The sequence below is a fragment of the Planktothrix paucivesiculata PCC 9631 genome (genome assembly GCF_900009265.2).
GTDB lineage: Bacteria > Cyanobacteriota > Cyanobacteriia > Cyanobacteriales > Microcoleaceae > Planktothrix > Planktothrix paucivesiculata.
This window is the reverse complement of sequence record NZ_LR735015.1, coordinates 49,102-66,524: the sequence shown is the minus strand read 5'-3', so window position 1 is coordinate 66,524 and position 17,423 is coordinate 49,102. Positions and strand designations below refer to the sequence as shown.

Sequence of the window (17,423 nt, the reverse complement as noted above, 5' to 3'; positions counted from 1 at the left end):
ACGTCATTGATCGAGTTTTTGATAAATATTTAACCAAGATTCGATCATCTTGTTTAATTTTTGTTTTTCCGCTTGATTAATACCTTCAGGGTCAAAACGATAACGATAATGAAGTTCAACCATAGAGGATAAATCATTCATTAACGGGTTTTGAGGTGACTCCCGTTTTAATCGTTTCATCCAAGATTTTAAAGACTCGGAGGGATGACGAAAAAAACCTAAATCATTCAGGGATTTCTCAATTCTATAAAATTCTGAATCTGTACCCGGTTTTGGATTGGGTAAAATAGGTTGTGATCTGATTTTTTTAGACTTGAAACGATGCACTCGTTTTTTAGCTTGAAACCCAACAATTAACAACACCGGAATCATTAATAACCCCCCATATTTTAACAGATTTTTGCTGGGGATAGATTGCAAAAATAGAGTCAATTGAAACCCCAAAAAAGACCAGATATCAGTTATCAATTCCCATTTAGGTGCAGCAGCATCTTCAAAAGCTGACCATCCCGCCGGAGTGGTATCAAAATTTTGCCAAACCCCATCTAAATACACTAAAGTCCAGGCGTGACTATCCCGACCTCGAACAATAAATTGATTCTCTAATGGGCTAAATTCACTCACGGAAAACCCGATCGCATAACGGGCTGGAATTCCAACTTCCCGCAATAAAAGTGTTGTGGCTGTGGCAAAATATTCACAGTGTCCCGACCGATTTTTGAGTAAAAAAGTAGAAAGTGGTGTGGTTTCTAGGTCTGTTCCTAATAGTTGCAAAGAATAATTAAAATTATTATCAAAAAAATCTTTAACTCGCTTCAAAATCTCTTGAGGAGGTTTTCCTTTTAAATCTAATTCCTTGACAATTTGAGCAATAGCTGATTTTTCTGCATTGGGAATTTGTAAGTCCGCTTCCGTGGGATAACTATCAAGATTAATACTAGAATTGAATAGGATCTGATAGGAGATTAAATCGGGTTTACCTTCTATTTTAACTGTCCCATATTGATTTTTTTCTAAACTTAAAACAGGTAATTGATTAACTTGAAATGCTCCATTCGGCAGCTTTAACAATCCTTTTCCATCCTGTAGCTGTCCAGAAATTGTGATTTGAGAATAGTTTATATGGGGTTTCGTTAATAGCCAAGTGGTTAGATTTTGAGCGGGTTGAATAGGCTGAAATTGAGAATTAGTTACTAACCAAGTCGATAGATTATATTTATTATAGGTAGATTGTCTTAGAAGAATTGGTGTGTTTTTTTTATCCTCAGTAGCTACTCTAAAGAATATATTATTAGAACGTTTTAAAACTCCGATATCACCCATGGCTGTCCTTCTTTGAAAGGGATCAGCATCTTGGGAGGATAGCCCGCTTAATTGTTCGATCACCGCTTGTTCAAAGGTTAAATGCAGGCGGTGGAGTCCGATAAATCCAATCATACCTAAAGTTCCTACTCCTATCATTAACCCTGCCCAAATTAGGGGAGAAAATCGTTTAGATCGACCAGAAAAGAGGGGAATTGCTACCAGTATAAACATCCCTACATAAAATGATAAATCCTGAAGATTCGCCGCACTGGTGGAGATCAGACAGAGGATAAAATAGGGATAGGTTAAATTCAGATAAAAACCTTCAGAGTTTTTTGATGAGGAGAAAGCATTTAACAAGAAAGAGAGTTTATGAATATTAATGGGATCGCTAACAGAATAGGTTTGAGTCACAACCAAAGGGAAAAAAAGTATGGGAAGCCATTGTAAAAGCGTATAAATAAATTGAATTGAGCGATTACTTATAATTAAAAGAATGGTAACTAAAACCACCACAATTAAACAAAAAATCTCTATATTTTTAATATCCTCTGAAGATACATCCCATCGCCACTGAATCCAGCGATAACCTTCAAGAATTAAAGCCATAGGTAAGGCAAAAATTAATAGCCCCGTTTGCCATCCCCAAAAAATTAACGTTGCACCTAACAGCAAAGCTGGGGTTTTCATAATTGCATTAACTCCTCTTGAATTTTGCCTAAATGTAATGGATAAAAAGTCGTAAAATTATTATTGAGAGATTCTAAATTAAGCGGTTGTTCAGAATTTTGCTCATCTGTCACCACTAAAACTAAAGTATGAATCCCCATACTATTGAGATAATTAATTAGGGTTTTGCGGTGTTCATCCCAATCAATAAAAATACAGATACACCCACTAATGAGAGAAACCCTATCTATGATAATCGGAATAATAGAATCAAAGGTTTTATCCTGACAACAGACAACCGAGGCTAAAATTTCTAACATTTTGTCCGTATGACTTAACCCTCGACCAAAGGTAAAACAATAGGCTTCATGACCGACAAACATTAAATCTAAAAGAGATTCTTGAGTTTGAATTTCATAGGCAACTGAAGCAGCAATGGCGATCGCTTCTTCCAAACATTCACTATACTTTAAAGGGTGAAAAGTATCTAAAATTAAAGCATGGCGGACAAAAAATTCATCCTGTTCCTCCTTCACAACGGGTTTCCCTAATTTTGCCCAACTTTTCCAATGAATTTTTCTTAAAGAATCCCCCGGACGGTAATCTCGTAAAGCCCTAAATTCTTCCGAATCTCCCACGGAATAAGCCAGACTAACACCACCGGATTGATATTGTTTAGACCCGGGAAGTTTAATCGGCGGAACATGATAAAATGGAGGAAGAATTAATAAAGATTGGGGTAAAGAAATTGTCTTTCTGGCGTTAACAAGACCGAAAGGATCAGCACAGGAAACGGTCAAACAGGTGAATTGCAAAATCCCTCGACGACGGGGTATAATATTCATCTCAGTTTCCGTTGAACGTCGAGGAGGCAGGGAAGGCAAATCCTGGGGTTTTTCTAGGGCATATTGTTTTTGATTAATTAACCATAACCAGCGATAATAACCTAATATTTGATCAATAGGATTTCGCTGTTTTTCTGAGGGTTCGGGAGTTTCCATAAACTCTTGTAGAGTCGGGCGAGGATCGGCAAAATTTTCAACAATTTGCAATCCTATTTGAGTTTTATTGGTGTTATTATGAATAGTAATACGAGATTTAAAAGGGATACCTACCGTGGCAAATCGGGGTAGAGTTCGAGTGGCATTAAAACGGAACCGAAACCCTAGACCCGAAATCCGAGAAACCACCAGGAGAGAGACTAGAAAGGTAAATATTTGATAAGTCAAACTTTGGTTAGTATCTAATCCCAAAAAAGCCGTAACTACAACACCCGAAAGAACGATTAACCCACGGGTAGTAAATCGTTTTCTGCGAGATTCTTTAACGGCATAACTGAAATAAAATAGGCGATAAAATAACCTTTTCATTTCTCCTTAATTGAGTTATTTAACATCTGGGTTTGCTAGTGTGAGCGTCTACCTGCTGCGATTATGGTAATTCACTTTTAATCAAAACAAATAAACTCCCATCTCCCCCTCGACCGATACGAAAAGTTTCATCAAGGTAAGTAATATCTAAACTGGGAATACGTCCAACGGGATTTTTTGCCGGGACAACCCGGGCGGGTTCTAGTTGGGGAGTTTTGACCCCTACAATATTAGAAATTGCTAAATAACGTTGTTGAAAATAAACATTTAGGCGGTTATTGGGTAAGTTATTATCATCACGAACAATTTCAAAATTAGCCGTTACTTTTACATACCCAGAAATTAATCCTAATGGATGTTTAACAAAGGCTTGATTCAAAAAACTGCCGGAAGCAACATCAATAATTTGATAGATTTTCCCAACTTTTAACCCTAAAGGAAGTGAGGCTAAATTACGAATTTCTCGGGCTGTAGAATAGAGCAGCAACCAAGCTCCATCTAATAATAAGGGTTTAAACAGTAAGGGTCGATAGTTGGGGTTTTTCGCTTCTAATTGAATCACCATGGCTTCGATTTCTTGAGCGAGATCGGGTTTTATTTTAACGTTAGTGACGGGAGTTCCTTCTATTCCGCCCAGTTGGGATTGAATCGACTGAATCTTAGTAATTAATTCTTGTTTTAAGTCGGTTTGCGTTAATAACATTTCCATGGTGATTTAATTGATTTGACTATTATTGATTATACCCTTCCAGAAACCGAGTTTTTCCTTAAATTTGAGCAATCTAAAATAAAACAGGACTTACGCAAATTTGGGGATGTAACCCTAGATGTAGGGGTAATTCATGAATTACCCCTACTATTATTCAAAAATCTCAGAAACCAAGTTTTTCTTAAAATTTGAGCAACCCAAATAAAATTTATGCAAAAACCCGGTTTCTAATAGATTTAAGCAGGAACAGGAACAGATTTAATAATTTCTTCTACAATAACTGGGGCGGTTCTCCCTGTAAATCTTGAACGGGGTTCTAAGACTAAACGATGGGCAATAACTGGAATCGCTAATTCCTGAATATGTTCGGGGGTAACAAATTCATAGCCATCAAATAAAGCTAAGGCTTGGGCTATTTTCATTAAGGCAATAGAAGCCCTGGGACTAGCTCCTAATTGTACATCGGCTGCGGTGCGAGTGGCATTAATTAAATCTACAATATACCGCTTGATTTCCGCACTAATTCTAATTTGTTTTACCTGTTGTTTTAAAGCAAAAATTTCTGGCAAGGAAACACAGGATTTTAGGGTATCAATCGGATTTTGATTAATTTGATCTGAGAGTAAATTTACTTCATCTTCAGGGAGAATATAACCCAAACTAAATTGTAGGGCAAATCGATCCATTTGGGCTTCAGGAAGGGGATAGGTGCCCCGAGATTCCACGGGATTTTGAGTGGCAATTACGAAAAATAAATCCTTGAGTTTTCTCAAATTTCCATCAATACTAACTTGAGATTCTGCCATGGCTTCTAACATAGCGGATTGAGTTCGAGGAGAGGCGCGATTAATTTCATCGGCTAAAACAATATTAGCAAAAATCGGCCCTTCATGGAAATGAAAGCCGCGCTCATGCTGGTCAAAAATAGAAACCCCTAAAATATCTGAAGGTAAAAGATCCGGGGTGAATTGAATGCGTTTAAAACTAGCCTCTATGGAAGCGGCAAGGGCTTTAGCCAGGGTTGTTTTTCCTGTCCCGGGATAATCCTCAAGTAGAACATGACCCCCACTAAAAAAGGCAGCTAATAGCTTTCTAATCCCTAGGGATTGCCCTTTCATTACCTGCTGAATATTATTATTAATTCTTTGATAAATCTCTTGACCCGATATATTATGTTCCATATTAAATCATCAGGTTTTTCAGGGAATGGGTAATACTTCGACTTCGCTCAGTAACAGGGTTTTGGGGTTTTAGGAATTTGTGTTTCTATTATTGCAATTTTAGCTTGTGTATTAAAGATTTTATATCTTTTGTTTACACTATGCTACAGAAGCTTATTACCCATTACCCATTACTGAGCGAAGTCGAAGTATTACCCATTCGTAATTCGTAATTCGTAATTCGTAATTCCCGATTCCCTTTTTATTGGGGAGTTTTCTGTAATTCCGGGCGTTCTTCTGGTACAATTGCCCCTTCTACGGGACAAACTTGTAGACAAATTCCGCAGTCAATACAGGTGGAAAAATCAATCCAATACCAATCTGTTCCTTTGATATTTTTTTCCGGCCCTTCATGAATACAGGCAACCGGACAAGCCACCACACAATCGGCGACACCTTCACAAATATTAGTGACAATACTATGGGGCATGGTTAGTTTTCTCCTCCTGGAAAATAAGATGTAATTCGGGTTAAAAATTGGCGGATTTGCTAGGGAGAAAACTGAATTAGAAAATTTCCCCCTTTTCCTACTCTAAACTTAGATTATTTTTTCAATTGTTGGGTCGCCGTTAATATTAACCCAAGCAATTTGATCAATGCCTCGACGGCGGGCATAGTCGCGGATATCTTCGGAGGTTTCCCGACGCCCTAACTCCACTTCCACCCGGACTAACTCACTAGAGCACCTTAACTGACTGGCATAGGCAAAGGCGGCTGCATCGGCTTCAGAGGTTTGGGCGACCACTAACCAATCACTGGCAGGGGTTTGATGGGGGAGTTCACCCCGTCCTAATAACACTTGATGCAGGCTTTCAATATTTAAAGAAAATCCTATTCCGGGTTCAGTTTGTCCCTGGGGATGGTATAGCCCTAGGAGTTGGTCATAACGTCCGCCCTGTCCTAATACCCTGGCTCCAGATGCGGTATCACTCACGGCAATAAACACAATTCCGGTATAATAATCAAAGGTTTGAACTAAACTTAAATCCAGGGTAATTGAGGGTTTGATTTCGGAATTTTCCCAACAGTTTTGTAATAATTCCATCAAGGATTTGAGATTATTAACTGCTTGCCGTTGGGAGGGATCTAAATCAAGTTGAGAAACTTGGGATAATACGGTTTCGGGACGACCGCGTAAATCAAATAAAAATAAGGCTCGCTCTCGCAGTTCGGAGGAAAGGGATAGGGATTCTAAACCAATTCTATCTAAATTAGCGATCGCGGTTCTGACTTTTTCCCGTTCTTTAGTTGGAAAAGGTGATAATAACGATTGAGTTAAACCCGCTTCTCCTATTATTAAATCGGCATTACCCAAGCCCAAATTTTGCAGACAGTCCCGCAACAATAACAGAATTTCCGAATCAGCCCGTAACCCCCCCGCACCCAGGAGTTCTACCCCGGCTTGATAAAATTCTAACTGTTGTCCGTGATCCAGGGCTTTGCCTTTGCGAAAAACATTGGCGTTGTAATAGAGGCGTTGGGGCCATGATGGTAGTTTTCCCATCCGGGTGACAATGGCTCTGGCAATGGATGCGGTTAATTCGGGGCGCAGTCCTAGACCCTGATTTTCAGCATCTTGCAATTGAATCACGGTTGAGGGTTGTACCGCCCCTCCCGCCATGAGGGTGTCCAACCGTTCTAGGGTGGAGGTGATAATTCGATGATAGCCCCAACGGTGAAACACCTGTTGTAAGCGCCGTTCAATCCAAATTTTTTGAGCAACATCAAGGGGCAGTAAATCCCGCGCACCCGATGGGGGTTGATAAACCATACTGGAGAATTAAGAATTAACATAGAGTTACAAACCAATCAATTTGTAACTTTCCTTACCATACCGTATTCTGTTACCCACGGACTAAGAATGAGTTAAAACTGTATTTTTAATCATTGGAGCCATAGGCGATATTCAAACTCACCCAAAAAATTAAAGTAGAAATAATAATAATCAATGTTGCCCAAAACCAGTAGGGAAGAAATAAATATTCGGCTATTTTTCCGGTATCGGAAACTAACTGTTGACCATTAATATTGACTGAACTTTGCCCAAATAAATATTCTTTTTGATGATAGGTACTCACAATCGCTTGTACACCTAAAAATTGTACCATCCAAGCCTGAATTCCTTGGGGAGTTTGAAAAGCGATTAATAAAACAAATAGTCCCCACAGAGCCATCGCCACCGCCCCAAACCAAGTCCGTATCCACAATAATACCGAAAGTAACATCAACGAACCCAAACCGATTAAACACCAACGGGCGGTTTTATAGCGACGACTGGATAAAATTAACAGTCCCCCCGCCAAAGCTGGCCCCATAGGGCCACCCATGGCCACTAATGCCTTTCCAATTCGACCTCCAAAAGACACGGAATTGTAGGCTATTCCTGAACCATCGGGAAACATTAATAGTTTATAAAAATTGCCCCCTAACAGAATTGCGGTTAATCCATGTCCCATTTCATGGAACCAAGTTGCTAAAATAGAGAAGGGATATAAAATATAACTTCCCCAAGGAAATTGCCATAAAATAATGGTGACAATAGCTGCCACAATTAACCAAGTTAATCCTATTTTAGAAGATGATAAACCCGTGAGTTTAGACATGATTTCATTAAACAGCTTTAATACCTTTTGATTTGATGCCCCTGCTGGCGATAATTTCTATTTTTTCTTGCCGCCAAATAGCCCACCAAATAACCCCCCACCGGAGGATTTATCGGATTTTTTAGCAGTTTGTTGACCGGTTTTAGATTTTGTCCCGGCGGAGGCTGGAGGTTTTTCCAGTTCTTTTTTCGCTTCCAGGGCTTGGGGTTGTTTGGGATCAATTTGTAAGGCCCGATTAATATGGGGAGTAGCTAGTTTAGGTTGATTTTGTTTGACATAAACTAACCCTAATAAACCATGACAATGACTATTATCAGGTTGCCGTTTAATAGCATCTTTTAATTCTGAAGCGGCTTGGGCATAGTTTTGACTCGCAATCAACTGTTCGGCACGGTGACAGGCTTGTTCGACAAAGGAATCTTTTTTAGGTATGGCTGAATGGGGGGTGGGAGTAATTTCGGGAACATTGACAGATGGGGGGGCGGCACCTTTTTGATTTTTACGAAGTAAATAAACCAGGTTTAACTCACTGATTTGCCCGGTAATTTCTAAGACCTTTTCCGGGGATTCATATTGATGTTTTGCTAACGCTTTAATCGCACTTTCATAGGCATTTTGATAATCGGAGGCTTGCAGAAGTTTTTGAGCGGATTCGGTTTGGGGTTTTAGGTTATGTTGTTCTTTAACAATGCGATCGCCAATGGTTTTTAATAGCAGTGTATATTCTTTACGTTCTGCTTCCTTAGAAAACTGATTATAGGCCGGACTGACTAATTTAGCTAATAATTGCTTGGCTAACTCCCGATCTTGGGGGTTTTCAAAGGGACAGGTATCAGGATGCAAACGACGGGCGATCTGCATATAGCGTTTGCGGATATCGTCAAATTCGGCTTCTAGGGAAACCCCTAAAATCCCGTGATTATCCATAAATTCAAACTGAAATAACCCTTGTTTAATTTCAAACATACTGTTTTGCTTTCCTTGGCTAGACTTGCGACGGAGATTAATCGCACCTATTGATCTTAATATAACCCGTTTCCCACAGTTATAAGTAAAAAAAAACCGGATTTCTGCAAGAAACCCAGTTGCTAAAATAGTAATGGAGATTGACTTATTAATATCAATATCCGTTATAGTTCCTGATCAAGATAGAGAATAGGCCGTTTGCAGTGCCCACCAAACCAGAACGCCGATACCTCCCAAAACCAGCACAGAAGAAATAATAATTGCCGTGGGGCTGTCCGCCCCTTTAAATTTCATGATTCCACGATCTAAATCGGATGCCATATTTTATGCCTAACTCTTATGAGTAGTTATAACACAAATAATTCTAATTTTGGCGATCGCACCTTAACAACTAAGGGATCAAACCAATTGAATTTCCGCCCCATCTAAGCTCTGTTTAAGCCTTTGATTCAGATCAGAACGTACCCGCAAATAGTCAGAATTAACCACCCAAACCGTTAATAAAGTTTTAATCCCCCCCGCGGCTATTTCTTGAATTTCCATATCGGGTATCGGTTCTAATAAAATCCGGGGTTCAGCTTGAACCAAAGTATTAAAAACTTCCCTAAGTTGATCCAGATCAGTATTGTAACTGAAATTCAATTTAATATCAACTCGGCGAATCGGTTGAATCGAGTGATTTACTATCTTATCTCCGTATAGCTTACTATTAGGAATAATAATGGTTTTATTGTCAGGTGTTTTTAAGAGAGTAGTAAAAATTTGGATTTCTTCAACCATTCCTTCCACTCCTCCCCCTTCAATATAATCATAGACTTTAAACGGGCGAAAAAAAATCATAAATACACCCGAAGCAAAATTAGATAAAGATCCCTGCAACGCTAAACCAATAGCTAACCCAGCAGCCCCTAGAATTGCCACAAATGAGGTGGTTTTAAGTCCTAAGTAGGTGGTCATAAATAGAGTTAAAATAAGAAATGAAGAAATATCAGAGGAATAGTCATGCCACTGAGGTTAAGAATTCAACTAACAGAAGAAGAAAAACAAGAGCTACTAACTCTGTATCAGCAAGAGAAAGTTCCGAAAAGAACAAGGCAGAGAATAGATATATTAATGTTTAGTGATGGAGGATGGATGGTCTCAAAAATAGCCCAGACTTTAAGGTGTTCAGAAGCCATGGTAAGAAAAACAATAACTCGATGGATAAATCAAGAAAAAGAAGGATTATTTGATGCTCCTCGTTCGGGAAGAAAACGGAGGTGGAAAGAAGAAGATATAGAATATTTAGAAACTTGTATAGAGTCAGATGAAAGAACTTATAATAGCCGTCAACTGTCGGAAAAACTTCTGCGAGAGAGAGCGATCGCACTAAGCGCAGAAAGAATTAGAAAAATCTTAAAAAAAAAAGACTGGCGCTGGAAAAGAACAAAAGCCAGTTTAAAGAAAAAACAGAATCCCGAAAAAACAGCGAGCAAGAAAAGAGATTTGGAGACGTTAAAGCGTTATGAAGAAGAGGGTTTGGTCAGATTAAAATATTTAGATGAGGCAGGTTTTTGTTTATGGAGTCCTGTGAGTTACACCTATGTAAAAAAGGGGAAGCAGAAACAAATAAACCAGACGAAAAAGCGAGGAAAAAGATTGAATGTAATTGGAGTATTAGAAAAAGGAAAAAGTTTTGAGTACGGTTTAAGTTTGTCAGGAATTACAAGTGAGAATTACATAAAATTTATAGATTGGCAAGCGGAAAAAGCTGAAAAGCATTTTCAAAATACTCGACAAATTACCGTACTGATTCAAGATAACTACAGTGTCCATAAAAGTCAAAAAATACAAGAAAAAGAAAGGGAGTGGCAAGACAAAAAATTAGAATTTTTCTTCCTGTCTGCTTATAGCCCTGAATTGAATGAAATCGAACCAGAATGGCATCAATTAAAAACTCATGAACTGGCGGGAAGAATGTTTGAAGATGAATATGATTTGAGCCAAGCTGTGATTCAAGCCATTGAAGATAGAAACGAAAGAAATGATTGTACCTGCGATCGCTTGCGATTTAATTCCCTGAGTAACTCTCAAGAATTATCCTAAACAATCTTTTTCTATTATTGACTTTATTTATGACCACCTACTTACTAACCAACTTTGGGGTTTATTAATTGCTCATCATTGTCGATTTCCTCATCTTTGGAGTCCGACGGAATTTGAATGGATGACAACTGCCGCCGAAACCCTATCTACTGCACCAGAAATTCTCAATTCAAATCGGTAGCGACTAATATTTTATAGCAAGTCTATTGCTTATTGCTCATGCAACGGAAGTAAGATTTCTAATTTTGTGCCCTCTCCTGGGGTTGAATTTAGATTGAGTTTACCCCGGTGTTTTTCAATAATTTCATTTACAATCAGCAATCCTAATCCTGTTCCCTGACCTACGGGTTTGGTTGTAAATAAAGGTTCAAAAATTCGCTGAATAATTTCCTTGGTCATGCCAATTCCATTATCAGAAATTTTAATTAAAACCGATTGAGGTTCTGGTTGGCTAGTTTGAATTGTAATTAGGGGAATCCGAGGGTTGAATAGTCCATGGTTACTCGCTTCTTCTAAGGCATCAATGGCATTAGCTAAAACATTCATAAACACTTGATTGAGTTGACCTGGATAGCAGTAAATAGGCGGTAAATCCCCATATTCTTTAAGCAATTGAATCGCCATATTTTCCCCTAGGGGTTTAAAGCGATGACTTAAAATTAATAGTGTGCTATCAATGCCATCATGAATATCAAAAAGAACTTTAGTGGACACATCAGATCGGGCAAAATTTCTTAAAGAAGTGGAAATATCTTTAATTCGCTCCGTACTTAATTTCATAGAATTAAACAGATCGTTTAAATCAGTTAAAATAAAATCTAAATCCGTTGAAATAATCGCAGTTTGGAGAGGTTCAGGTAGCTGATCATAATAGGTTTGACACAAATTCAAAATATGATTAATATCCATGACATATTCCTGCGCCGGAGGAATATTATTAACAATACAACTAATCGGATTATTCATTTCATGGGCGATTCCGGTCACTAATTGTCCGAGACTTGAAAGTTTTTCTTGTTGCACTAATTGAACTTGGGTTTTTTCTAAAATCGCTGTCCTTTCTGCCACCCTTTCTTCTAGGGTTTCCGTCAAATGTTTGAGTTCTAAATGTACACGAACCCGAGCTAAAACCTCCTCCTTTTCAAAGGGTTTACCAATATAATCAACTGCTCCTAAAGAAAGTCCTTTGACTTTATTTTCAGTATTTGTTAAAGCCGTTAAAAAAATAATTGGAATTTCTTGAGTTTTGGGATCAGCTTTTAATTTTTTGCAAGTTTCAAACCCATCTATCCCAGGCATTTGTATATCTAATAAAATTAGGGCAGGTTGTTTCCGTTCCACTAATTCTAAAGCACTTTCTCCATCTTCCGCGACTCGCACAGCAAATCCTGCACTTTTTAGAGTTTGGGATAAAACGGCTAAATTAGTGGGGTTGTCATCAACAATCAGGATAAAACCAAGGTCTTGCATAGATAAAAATAGGGGATTTTATTTTAATTTTATGGGAAAAATCAAGGCTTTAAGATTGACTGAGGGTTTCATTCAACAATTCTCGCAGCTTTTTGAGTTGAAAGTTTTCTGTAAGCTGAATCACTTGCTGAGTAAAGGCAGAATAAATCGGATGATTATTTTCTAATAGGGTGGTTTTCTCTATTATACCATCTACATCTCCTTCTTGAGCTAATTCATATAATCTTGAGAGGATTTCAACCGGAATTTTAGGATTTTCTGCGGGAAAATCTACCGATGGTTTCAGGGTTTCAACCGGAGCATCAGAGGTTAGATAAATCCATTCTAAGTTTAGGTGAACTTGCAATAAATTCAGTAATAAATCGGCTGAAATGGGTTTAGGTAAAAACGCATTAGCCCCCGCATTTAAACTGCGATGTTGATCACTATCAAATACACTAGCAGAGGAGGCAATTACTGGAATATCTTTGAGTTTTGACGATTGACGTAATAGATTAATTAATGTAAACCCATCCATGAGAGGCATGATCAAATCCGTAATAATTAAACTAGGAAGAATGGCGATCGCTTGCTGTAATCCTTCTTGACCATTATTAGCTTCTACCACTTTAAATCCAATCGGTTCTAATAAATTGACAATTACAGAACGATTTGCCCAATTATCATCTACTATTAAAATAGTTTTTTCTTCCGCTTGATACCCAGTAACCGTTCCTTTCTGAATATTTCGAGAGGTATTTGCCCATTCTTTGGCTTCGGGTAATTCCACATCAAACCAGAAAATACTCCCTTCTCCCTCCTGACTTTCTACCTGAAGTTGACTTCCCATTAAGGAAACAATTTGTTGACTAATGGCTAATCCTAACCCAGTTCCTTCTGTATTTTTTTTGGTTTCTCCGACTTGTTCAAAGGGTAGAAAAATTCGAGAGACTTGTTCTAAATTCATCCCTACTCCCGTATCTTTAATTTGAAACTTTAGGCGATACATAGAAGTTTCTGGGATAAATGTAGCTTGAATTGAAAAGGTTACACTCCCTTTATCCGTAAATTTAATCGCATTTCCTAATAAATTAATTAAGACTTGTCTGAGACGTTTTTCATCGGCTTTAATACCAATGGGAAGACCGTCTTGGGGTCGATAATAAAACTTAATTTTTTTCTGCTCGGCTTTAATATTACAAATTTCGCATACTCCTTCTAAAAATGCTGGAAAATGAAAATCAGAAGGGTATAGTTCCATTTTGCGAGCTTCAATTTTAGATAAATCTAAAACATCATTAATCAGGGTTAATAAATGATATCCACATTGTTGAATAATTTCCACCCCTTTTTGTCCTTTATCCGTCAAAGGTTCCAATTGTTGTAAAATTTGAGCATAGCCCAAAATTCCATTTAAGGGAGTGCGTAATTCGTGGCTCATATTCGCTAAAAACTCACTTTTTGCTTGATTGGCTGTATCCGCTTTTTCCTTAGCAGTTTGCAGTTCAATTGTCCGTTCTTCTACCCGTTTTTCTAATACTTTATTTGCCTGTTCTAAGGTAATAAAAGCATCTTGTAACTGTTGAATCATTTGATTAAAAGCATGGGCTAAAACTCCTAATTCTTTGATTTTAGGTTCTTCCACCCTCGGTTGAGCTAAGTCCCCTTTAAACCCCTGTTGAGCTTCTTTGGCAATGGTTTTCGATGCAGCACTCAGGCGTAAAATCGGTTGAGTAATCCGACGAGTGGTATAAATTCCTGATAGAGTTGCTAATATTAATGCCCCAAAACATAGCAAAATTGTAGTCCGAGTATTTGCCTGAATTTCTGCCATAAAATCTGATTCTGGAACCACCACAACCACTAACCAATCTAAACCCAAAGGATCTCGCCAAGGAGTAATTTCCACAAATTGTTGATCATTATTCCAAGAAAAATTCAGATTCTGAGTTGTTTCAATAGTTTCAAGATTTTTAACCTGTGATTCTAAATAGTTGGCGGTGGCTTTAATTAAAGGTTGTTGACTATCTATGGCTTTTAATCTTTGGGGTTTTTGTCCTGATTTGATGAGAAAAGGTTCTTCAGCACTGGAACTACCAATGAGTAATCCATTCCGTTCCATAATAAAAGTTTGGCCGGAAGGACTGACTTTCAATTGTTGTAAAAAATCACTAATTTGGGATAATCGCATTTCTACACCCAAGACTCCAGTTAATTTTTTATTATCATCAAATAAAGGATAACTGGCGGCAATGCACAGGGCAAAGGGTTCAACTTCCCAGTTATAAACTTTACTCCAGGTGGGTTTTCCTAATTGGGCTCCCGCCGCATACCATCCTTCTTTTTCAAATAAATAATCTTTCTGGCTTTTTAAGAGGAGTTTTGTGGGTTTTCCCTGACTATTAATGGCAAAAGTGTGCATCAAGTAATTGCCATGATTTTGATAACTTACATTGTCCCAACCAATTCTACTATCTCCAAAATAATTACCCACGCTGGAAAATTTTCTTGTGGATGTTCCCAATAATACATAACCAATATCAAAGGTAACTCGCTGTTTCCAAAAAAACTGTACGAGTTCAGTTGAATTATCTGGATTCAGGATTCCTGTTTTAATGGCATGGGCATTGATTTGATTCAGTTGAGGAGCGATCGCTAAATAATTATTTAAGTGTTGATAAATGCGACTACTGACTTCATTTTGTAACTGGATCGCTAAATTATTAACTGCTCTTTCCCCATTTCTCAGGGATAAATAGCCCGTCAAACTAACCGCAGCAAAAACTTGTAAAACAAAGGGAACAATTAGAATAAAGCGGAGGGAAAGTTTTTCAAACATTGGGTATTCCAGATTAATGATGTTGTCTTTATCTAAAATAATCAGACAAGATAACCAGAGCGGGAGTTAATGAATTGCGGAAAATATTAACACTTGGCAACTTCCGTAATAAAATGATTGCGATTATATTTGTCTGTGCTATGATATTATAATCCAAAATCCCCACTTCCATACCCTTTATGTCAACATTTCCTGAAATATTTTTCCAAACTTGAGGATGATTTTCTCCTCTTTCCCTTTAGAATATAATAGGTTGATTCAGCCTAATCTTAAATTAGTTTAATTGTTCCATCCCAATCACTAACTCGGAAGTTAATATGCTAATTATTCAAAAATACGGTGGTAGTTCGGTCGGTTCCGTTGAACGCATTCAATCGGTGGCTCAACGGGTGTTAAAAACAGCCCAAGATCATCAAGTGGTTGTCGTTCTTTCTGCTATGGGAAAAACCACTGATCAATTAGTTGGTTTAGCCCAACAAATTTCTCCGATTCCTAACCGTAGAGAGATGGATATGTTACTCTCAACGGGAGAACAAATCAGTATCGCTTTATTAAGTATGGCATTGCAGGAATTAGGACAACCTGCAATTTCTTTAACCGGTGCCCAAGTGGGAATTGTCACCGAAGCCGAACATACTCGCGCCCGAATTTTAAAGATTGAAACCGAACGGATAGAACGTCACTTAAATCAAGGACAAGTGGTAGTTGTTGCCGGATTTCAAGGCGTAAGTAGTCAAGATGATTTAGAAATTACTACCCTAGGACGGGGCGGTTCTGATACCTCGGCGGTGGCTTTAGCAGCGGCTTTAAAAGCTGATTTATGTGAAATTTATACGGATGTTCCCGGGATTTTAACCACCGATCCCCGCTTAGTTCCTAATGCTCAATTAATGACAGAAATTACCTGTGATGAGATGTTAGAACTCGCCAGTTTGGGGGCAAAAGTTTTGCATCCTCGCGCCGTAGAAATCGCTAGAAATTATGGGGTTTCTTTAGTCGTTCGTTCCAGTTGGACAGATGACCCTGGAACTAAAGTTATTCCCCCCAAACTACAACCTCGACCCTTAGAAGGATTAGAATTAGCTCGTCCGGTAGATGGTGTGGAATTTGATACGGATCAAGCGGCGGTTTCTTTATTAAGAATACCAGATCGTCCCGGAATTGCGGCTAAATTATTTGGGGGTATTGCCTCACAAAATTTAGATGTGGATTTAATTATTCAATCGATTCATGAAGCCAATATTAATGATATTACCTTCACTGTAGAACGAAAATATTTTAATAAAGCGATCGCCGTTGCGGATGCCTTATTACCCGCTTTAGGAAAAACCAATAGTTCGGATATTAGTAATGCTGAAGTCACCGGAGATGATACTCCTATTGCTAAGGTTAGTATTGTGGGGGCAGGAATGATTGGTCACCCAAAAGTTGCCTCCCAAATGTTTAATACCCTTGCCGAAGCCGGAATTAATATTCAGATGATTTCGACTTCAGAAGTTAAAGTTAGTTGTGTAATTTCCTCCGCAGATTGTGAACGGGCTGTTGTGGCTTTATGTCAATCCTGTGAGGTTAATATTCCTGAAAAACCATCCCGCAATTTTGAACCAGAAAAAACTTCCCAGAATCAAACCTTACCCCCCGTGCGTGGGGTGGCATTAGATGTTAAACAAGCCCGTTTAGCAATTCGTTATATTCCCGATCGTCCGGGGATGGCAGCCAAAATATTCTCCCTTTTAGCCGACCATAATATCAGTGTGGATATGATTATTCAATCCCAACGCTGTCATCAAATTAATGGGATTTTAACTAGAGATATTGCCTTTACTGTTGCCCAAGGAGATGCGGATGAATCTCAACAAATTTTAGAACGGGCGGTATCTGAATTAGGCTGTGGTGAAATTATTCTGAATAAATCCATTGCCAAACTAAGTGTTGTGGGTTCGGGAATGTTACATCATCCCGGGGTAGCTGCTAAAATGTTTGAGGCTTTAGCTAACAGAAATATTAATATTTCTATGATTGCGACTTCTGAAATTAAAGTTAGTTGTTTAGTGGATGAAGACCAGGGCGTAGAAGCATTAAAAGCGGTTCACGAAATCTTTGAACTATCTGGGGAGAAAACCTTTATTGTTCCTGAACGCGCCCCCGTTGCTTGATCAAATTCCCCCAAATTTTGTAGGGGTAATTCATGAATTACCCCTACAAATA

At 38.3% G+C, this 17,423-nt stretch carries 14 protein-coding genes; 2 read left to right on the top strand and 12 right to left on the bottom strand.

The genetic code is table 11. From position 1 onward, the window contains the following. Nucleotides 1-3: 3 nt before the first annotated feature. From PL9631_RS12005 to PL9631_RS11965, 10 genes are all read right to left on the bottom strand, one after another. Complete coding sequence (locus tag PL9631_RS12005; RefSeq protein WP_083620615.1) at nt 4-1,995, bottom strand: transglutaminase-like domain-containing protein; 1,992 nt, start codon at nt 1,993-1,995, stop codon at nt 4-6. Then, a complete protein-coding gene (locus PL9631_RS12000; protein WP_083620614.1) occupies nt 1,992-3,344 on the bottom strand; it encodes a DUF58 domain-containing protein in 1,353 nt (450 codons plus the stop codon). The genes PL9631_RS12005 and PL9631_RS12000 overlap by 4 nt, the downstream gene beginning before the upstream one ends. A 61-nt stretch (nt 3,345-3,405) precedes the next feature. Then, nucleotides 3,406-4,053, bottom strand: coding sequence for a PAP/fibrillin family protein (locus PL9631_RS11995; protein WP_197046351.1), 648 nt, complete (start codon nt 4,051-4,053; stop codon nt 3,406-3,408). A 236-nt stretch (nt 4,054-4,289) separates the two neighbouring features. Beyond that, a complete protein-coding gene (locus PL9631_RS11990; protein WP_083620612.1) occupies nt 4,290-5,234 on the bottom strand; it encodes an AAA family ATPase in 945 nt (314 codons plus the stop codon). Nucleotides 5,235-5,475: 241 nt separating this feature from the next. Continuing rightward, entirely contained in the window at nt 5,476-5,703 is a 228-nt protein-coding gene (locus PL9631_RS11985; RefSeq protein WP_083620611.1) for an indolepyruvate ferredoxin oxidoreductase subunit alpha, read from the bottom strand. Between the two features lie 108 nt (nt 5,704-5,811). Further along, nucleotides 5,812-7,044 carry an ATP phosphoribosyltransferase regulatory subunit gene (locus PL9631_RS11980; protein ID WP_083620609.1) on the bottom strand — a complete coding sequence of 411 codons (1,233 nt, stop codon included), beginning with the start codon at nt 7,042-7,044 and terminating at the stop codon, nt 5,812-5,814. A gap of 109 nt (nt 7,045-7,153) precedes the next feature. Then, nucleotides 7,154-7,876 carry a M50 family metallopeptidase gene (locus PL9631_RS11975; protein WP_083620607.1) on the bottom strand — a complete coding sequence of 241 codons (723 nt, stop codon included), beginning with the start codon at nt 7,874-7,876 and terminating at the stop codon, nt 7,154-7,156. Between the two features lie 57 nt (nt 7,877-7,933). Next, nucleotides 7,934-8,842, bottom strand: coding sequence for a J domain-containing protein (locus PL9631_RS11970; protein ID WP_083620606.1), 909 nt, complete (start codon nt 8,840-8,842; stop codon nt 7,934-7,936). Between the two features lie 177 nt (nt 8,843-9,019). Continuing rightward, a complete protein-coding gene (locus tag PL9631_RS26130; RefSeq protein WP_197046349.1) occupies nt 9,020-9,163 on the bottom strand; it encodes a hypothetical protein in 144 nt (47 codons plus the stop codon). A gap of 78 nt (nt 9,164-9,241) precedes the next feature. Next, nucleotides 9,242-9,814 (bottom strand): mechanosensitive ion channel family protein, encoded by a 573-nt coding sequence (locus PL9631_RS11965; RefSeq protein ID WP_269321698.1) that lies wholly within the window; start codon nt 9,812-9,814, stop codon nt 9,242-9,244. Between the two features lie 30 nt (nt 9,815-9,844). Here PL9631_RS11965 and PL9631_RS11960 point away from each other — a divergent pair, with 30 nt between their 5' ends. Continuing rightward, nucleotides 9,845-10,927, top strand: a complete 1,083-nt coding sequence (locus PL9631_RS11960) for an IS630 family transposase (RefSeq protein ID WP_083616166.1) — start codon at nt 9,845-9,847, stop codon at nt 10,925-10,927. A 210-nt stretch (nt 10,928-11,137) separates the two neighbouring features. Here PL9631_RS11960 and PL9631_RS11955 read toward each other — a convergent pair whose 3' ends face one another. Together PL9631_RS11955 and PL9631_RS11950 are read right to left on the bottom strand one after the other, a co-directional pair. Beyond that, a complete protein-coding gene (locus PL9631_RS11955; protein WP_083620603.1) occupies nt 11,138-12,397 on the bottom strand; it encodes a sensor histidine kinase in 1,260 nt (419 codons plus the stop codon). A 49-nt stretch (nt 12,398-12,446) separates the two neighbouring features. Beyond that, nucleotides 12,447-15,215 (bottom strand): hybrid sensor histidine kinase/response regulator, encoded by a 2,769-nt coding sequence (locus tag PL9631_RS11950; RefSeq protein WP_156090543.1) that lies wholly within the window; start codon nt 15,213-15,215, stop codon nt 12,447-12,449. 317 nt (nt 15,216-15,532) lie between these two features. Between PL9631_RS11950 and PL9631_RS11945 the strand changes: the two genes are divergently transcribed. Beyond that, nucleotides 15,533-17,371 (top strand): aspartate kinase, encoded by a 1,839-nt coding sequence (locus PL9631_RS11945; protein WP_083620600.1) that lies wholly within the window; start codon nt 15,533-15,535, stop codon nt 17,369-17,371. Nucleotides 17,372-17,423 lie beyond the last annotated feature (52 nt).

Bases quoted from the DNA above. Each gene is read 5' to 3' on its own strand.
- PL9631_RS11990 (WP_083620612.1), bottom strand. From the start codon at position 5,234: ATGGAACATAATATATCGGGTCAAGAGATTTATCAAAGAATTAATAAT.
- PL9631_RS26130 (WP_197046349.1), bottom strand. From the start codon at position 9,163: ATGGCATCCGATTTAGATCGTGGAATCATGAAATTTAAAGGGGCGGAC.
- PL9631_RS11975 (WP_083620607.1), bottom strand. From the start codon at position 7,876: ATGTCTAAACTCACGGGTTTATCATCTTCTAAAATAGGATTAACTTGG.
- PL9631_RS11980 (WP_083620609.1), bottom strand. From the start codon at position 7,044: ATGGTTTATCAACCCCCATCGGGTGCGCGGGATTTACTGCCCCTTGAT.
- PL9631_RS11970 (WP_083620606.1), bottom strand. From the start codon at position 8,842: ATGTTTGAAATTAAACAAGGGTTATTTCAGTTTGAATTTATGGATAAT.
- PL9631_RS12000 (WP_083620614.1), bottom strand. From the start codon at position 3,344: ATGAAAAGGTTATTTTATCGCCTATTTTATTTCAGTTATGCCGTTAAA.
- PL9631_RS12005 (WP_083620615.1), bottom strand. From the start codon at position 1,995: ATGAAAACCCCAGCTTTGCTGTTAGGTGCAACGTTAATTTTTTGGGGA.
- PL9631_RS11955 (WP_083620603.1), bottom strand. From the start codon at position 12,397: ATGCAAGACCTTGGTTTTATCCTGATTGTTGATGACAACCCCACTAAT.
- PL9631_RS11945 (WP_083620600.1), top strand. From the start codon at position 15,533: ATGCTAATTATTCAAAAATACGGTGGTAGTTCGGTCGGTTCCGTTGAA.
- PL9631_RS11995 (WP_197046351.1), bottom strand. From the start codon at position 4,053: ATGGAAATGTTATTAACGCAAACCGACTTAAAACAAGAATTAATTACT.
- PL9631_RS11950 (WP_156090543.1), bottom strand. From the start codon at position 15,215: ATGTTTGAAAAACTTTCCCTCCGCTTTATTCTAATTGTTCCCTTTGTT.
- PL9631_RS11960 (WP_083616166.1), top strand. From the start codon at position 9,845: ATGCCACTGAGGTTAAGAATTCAACTAACAGAAGAAGAAAAACAAGAG.
- PL9631_RS11985 (WP_083620611.1), bottom strand. From the start codon at position 5,703: ATGCCCCATAGTATTGTCACTAATATTTGTGAAGGTGTCGCCGATTGT.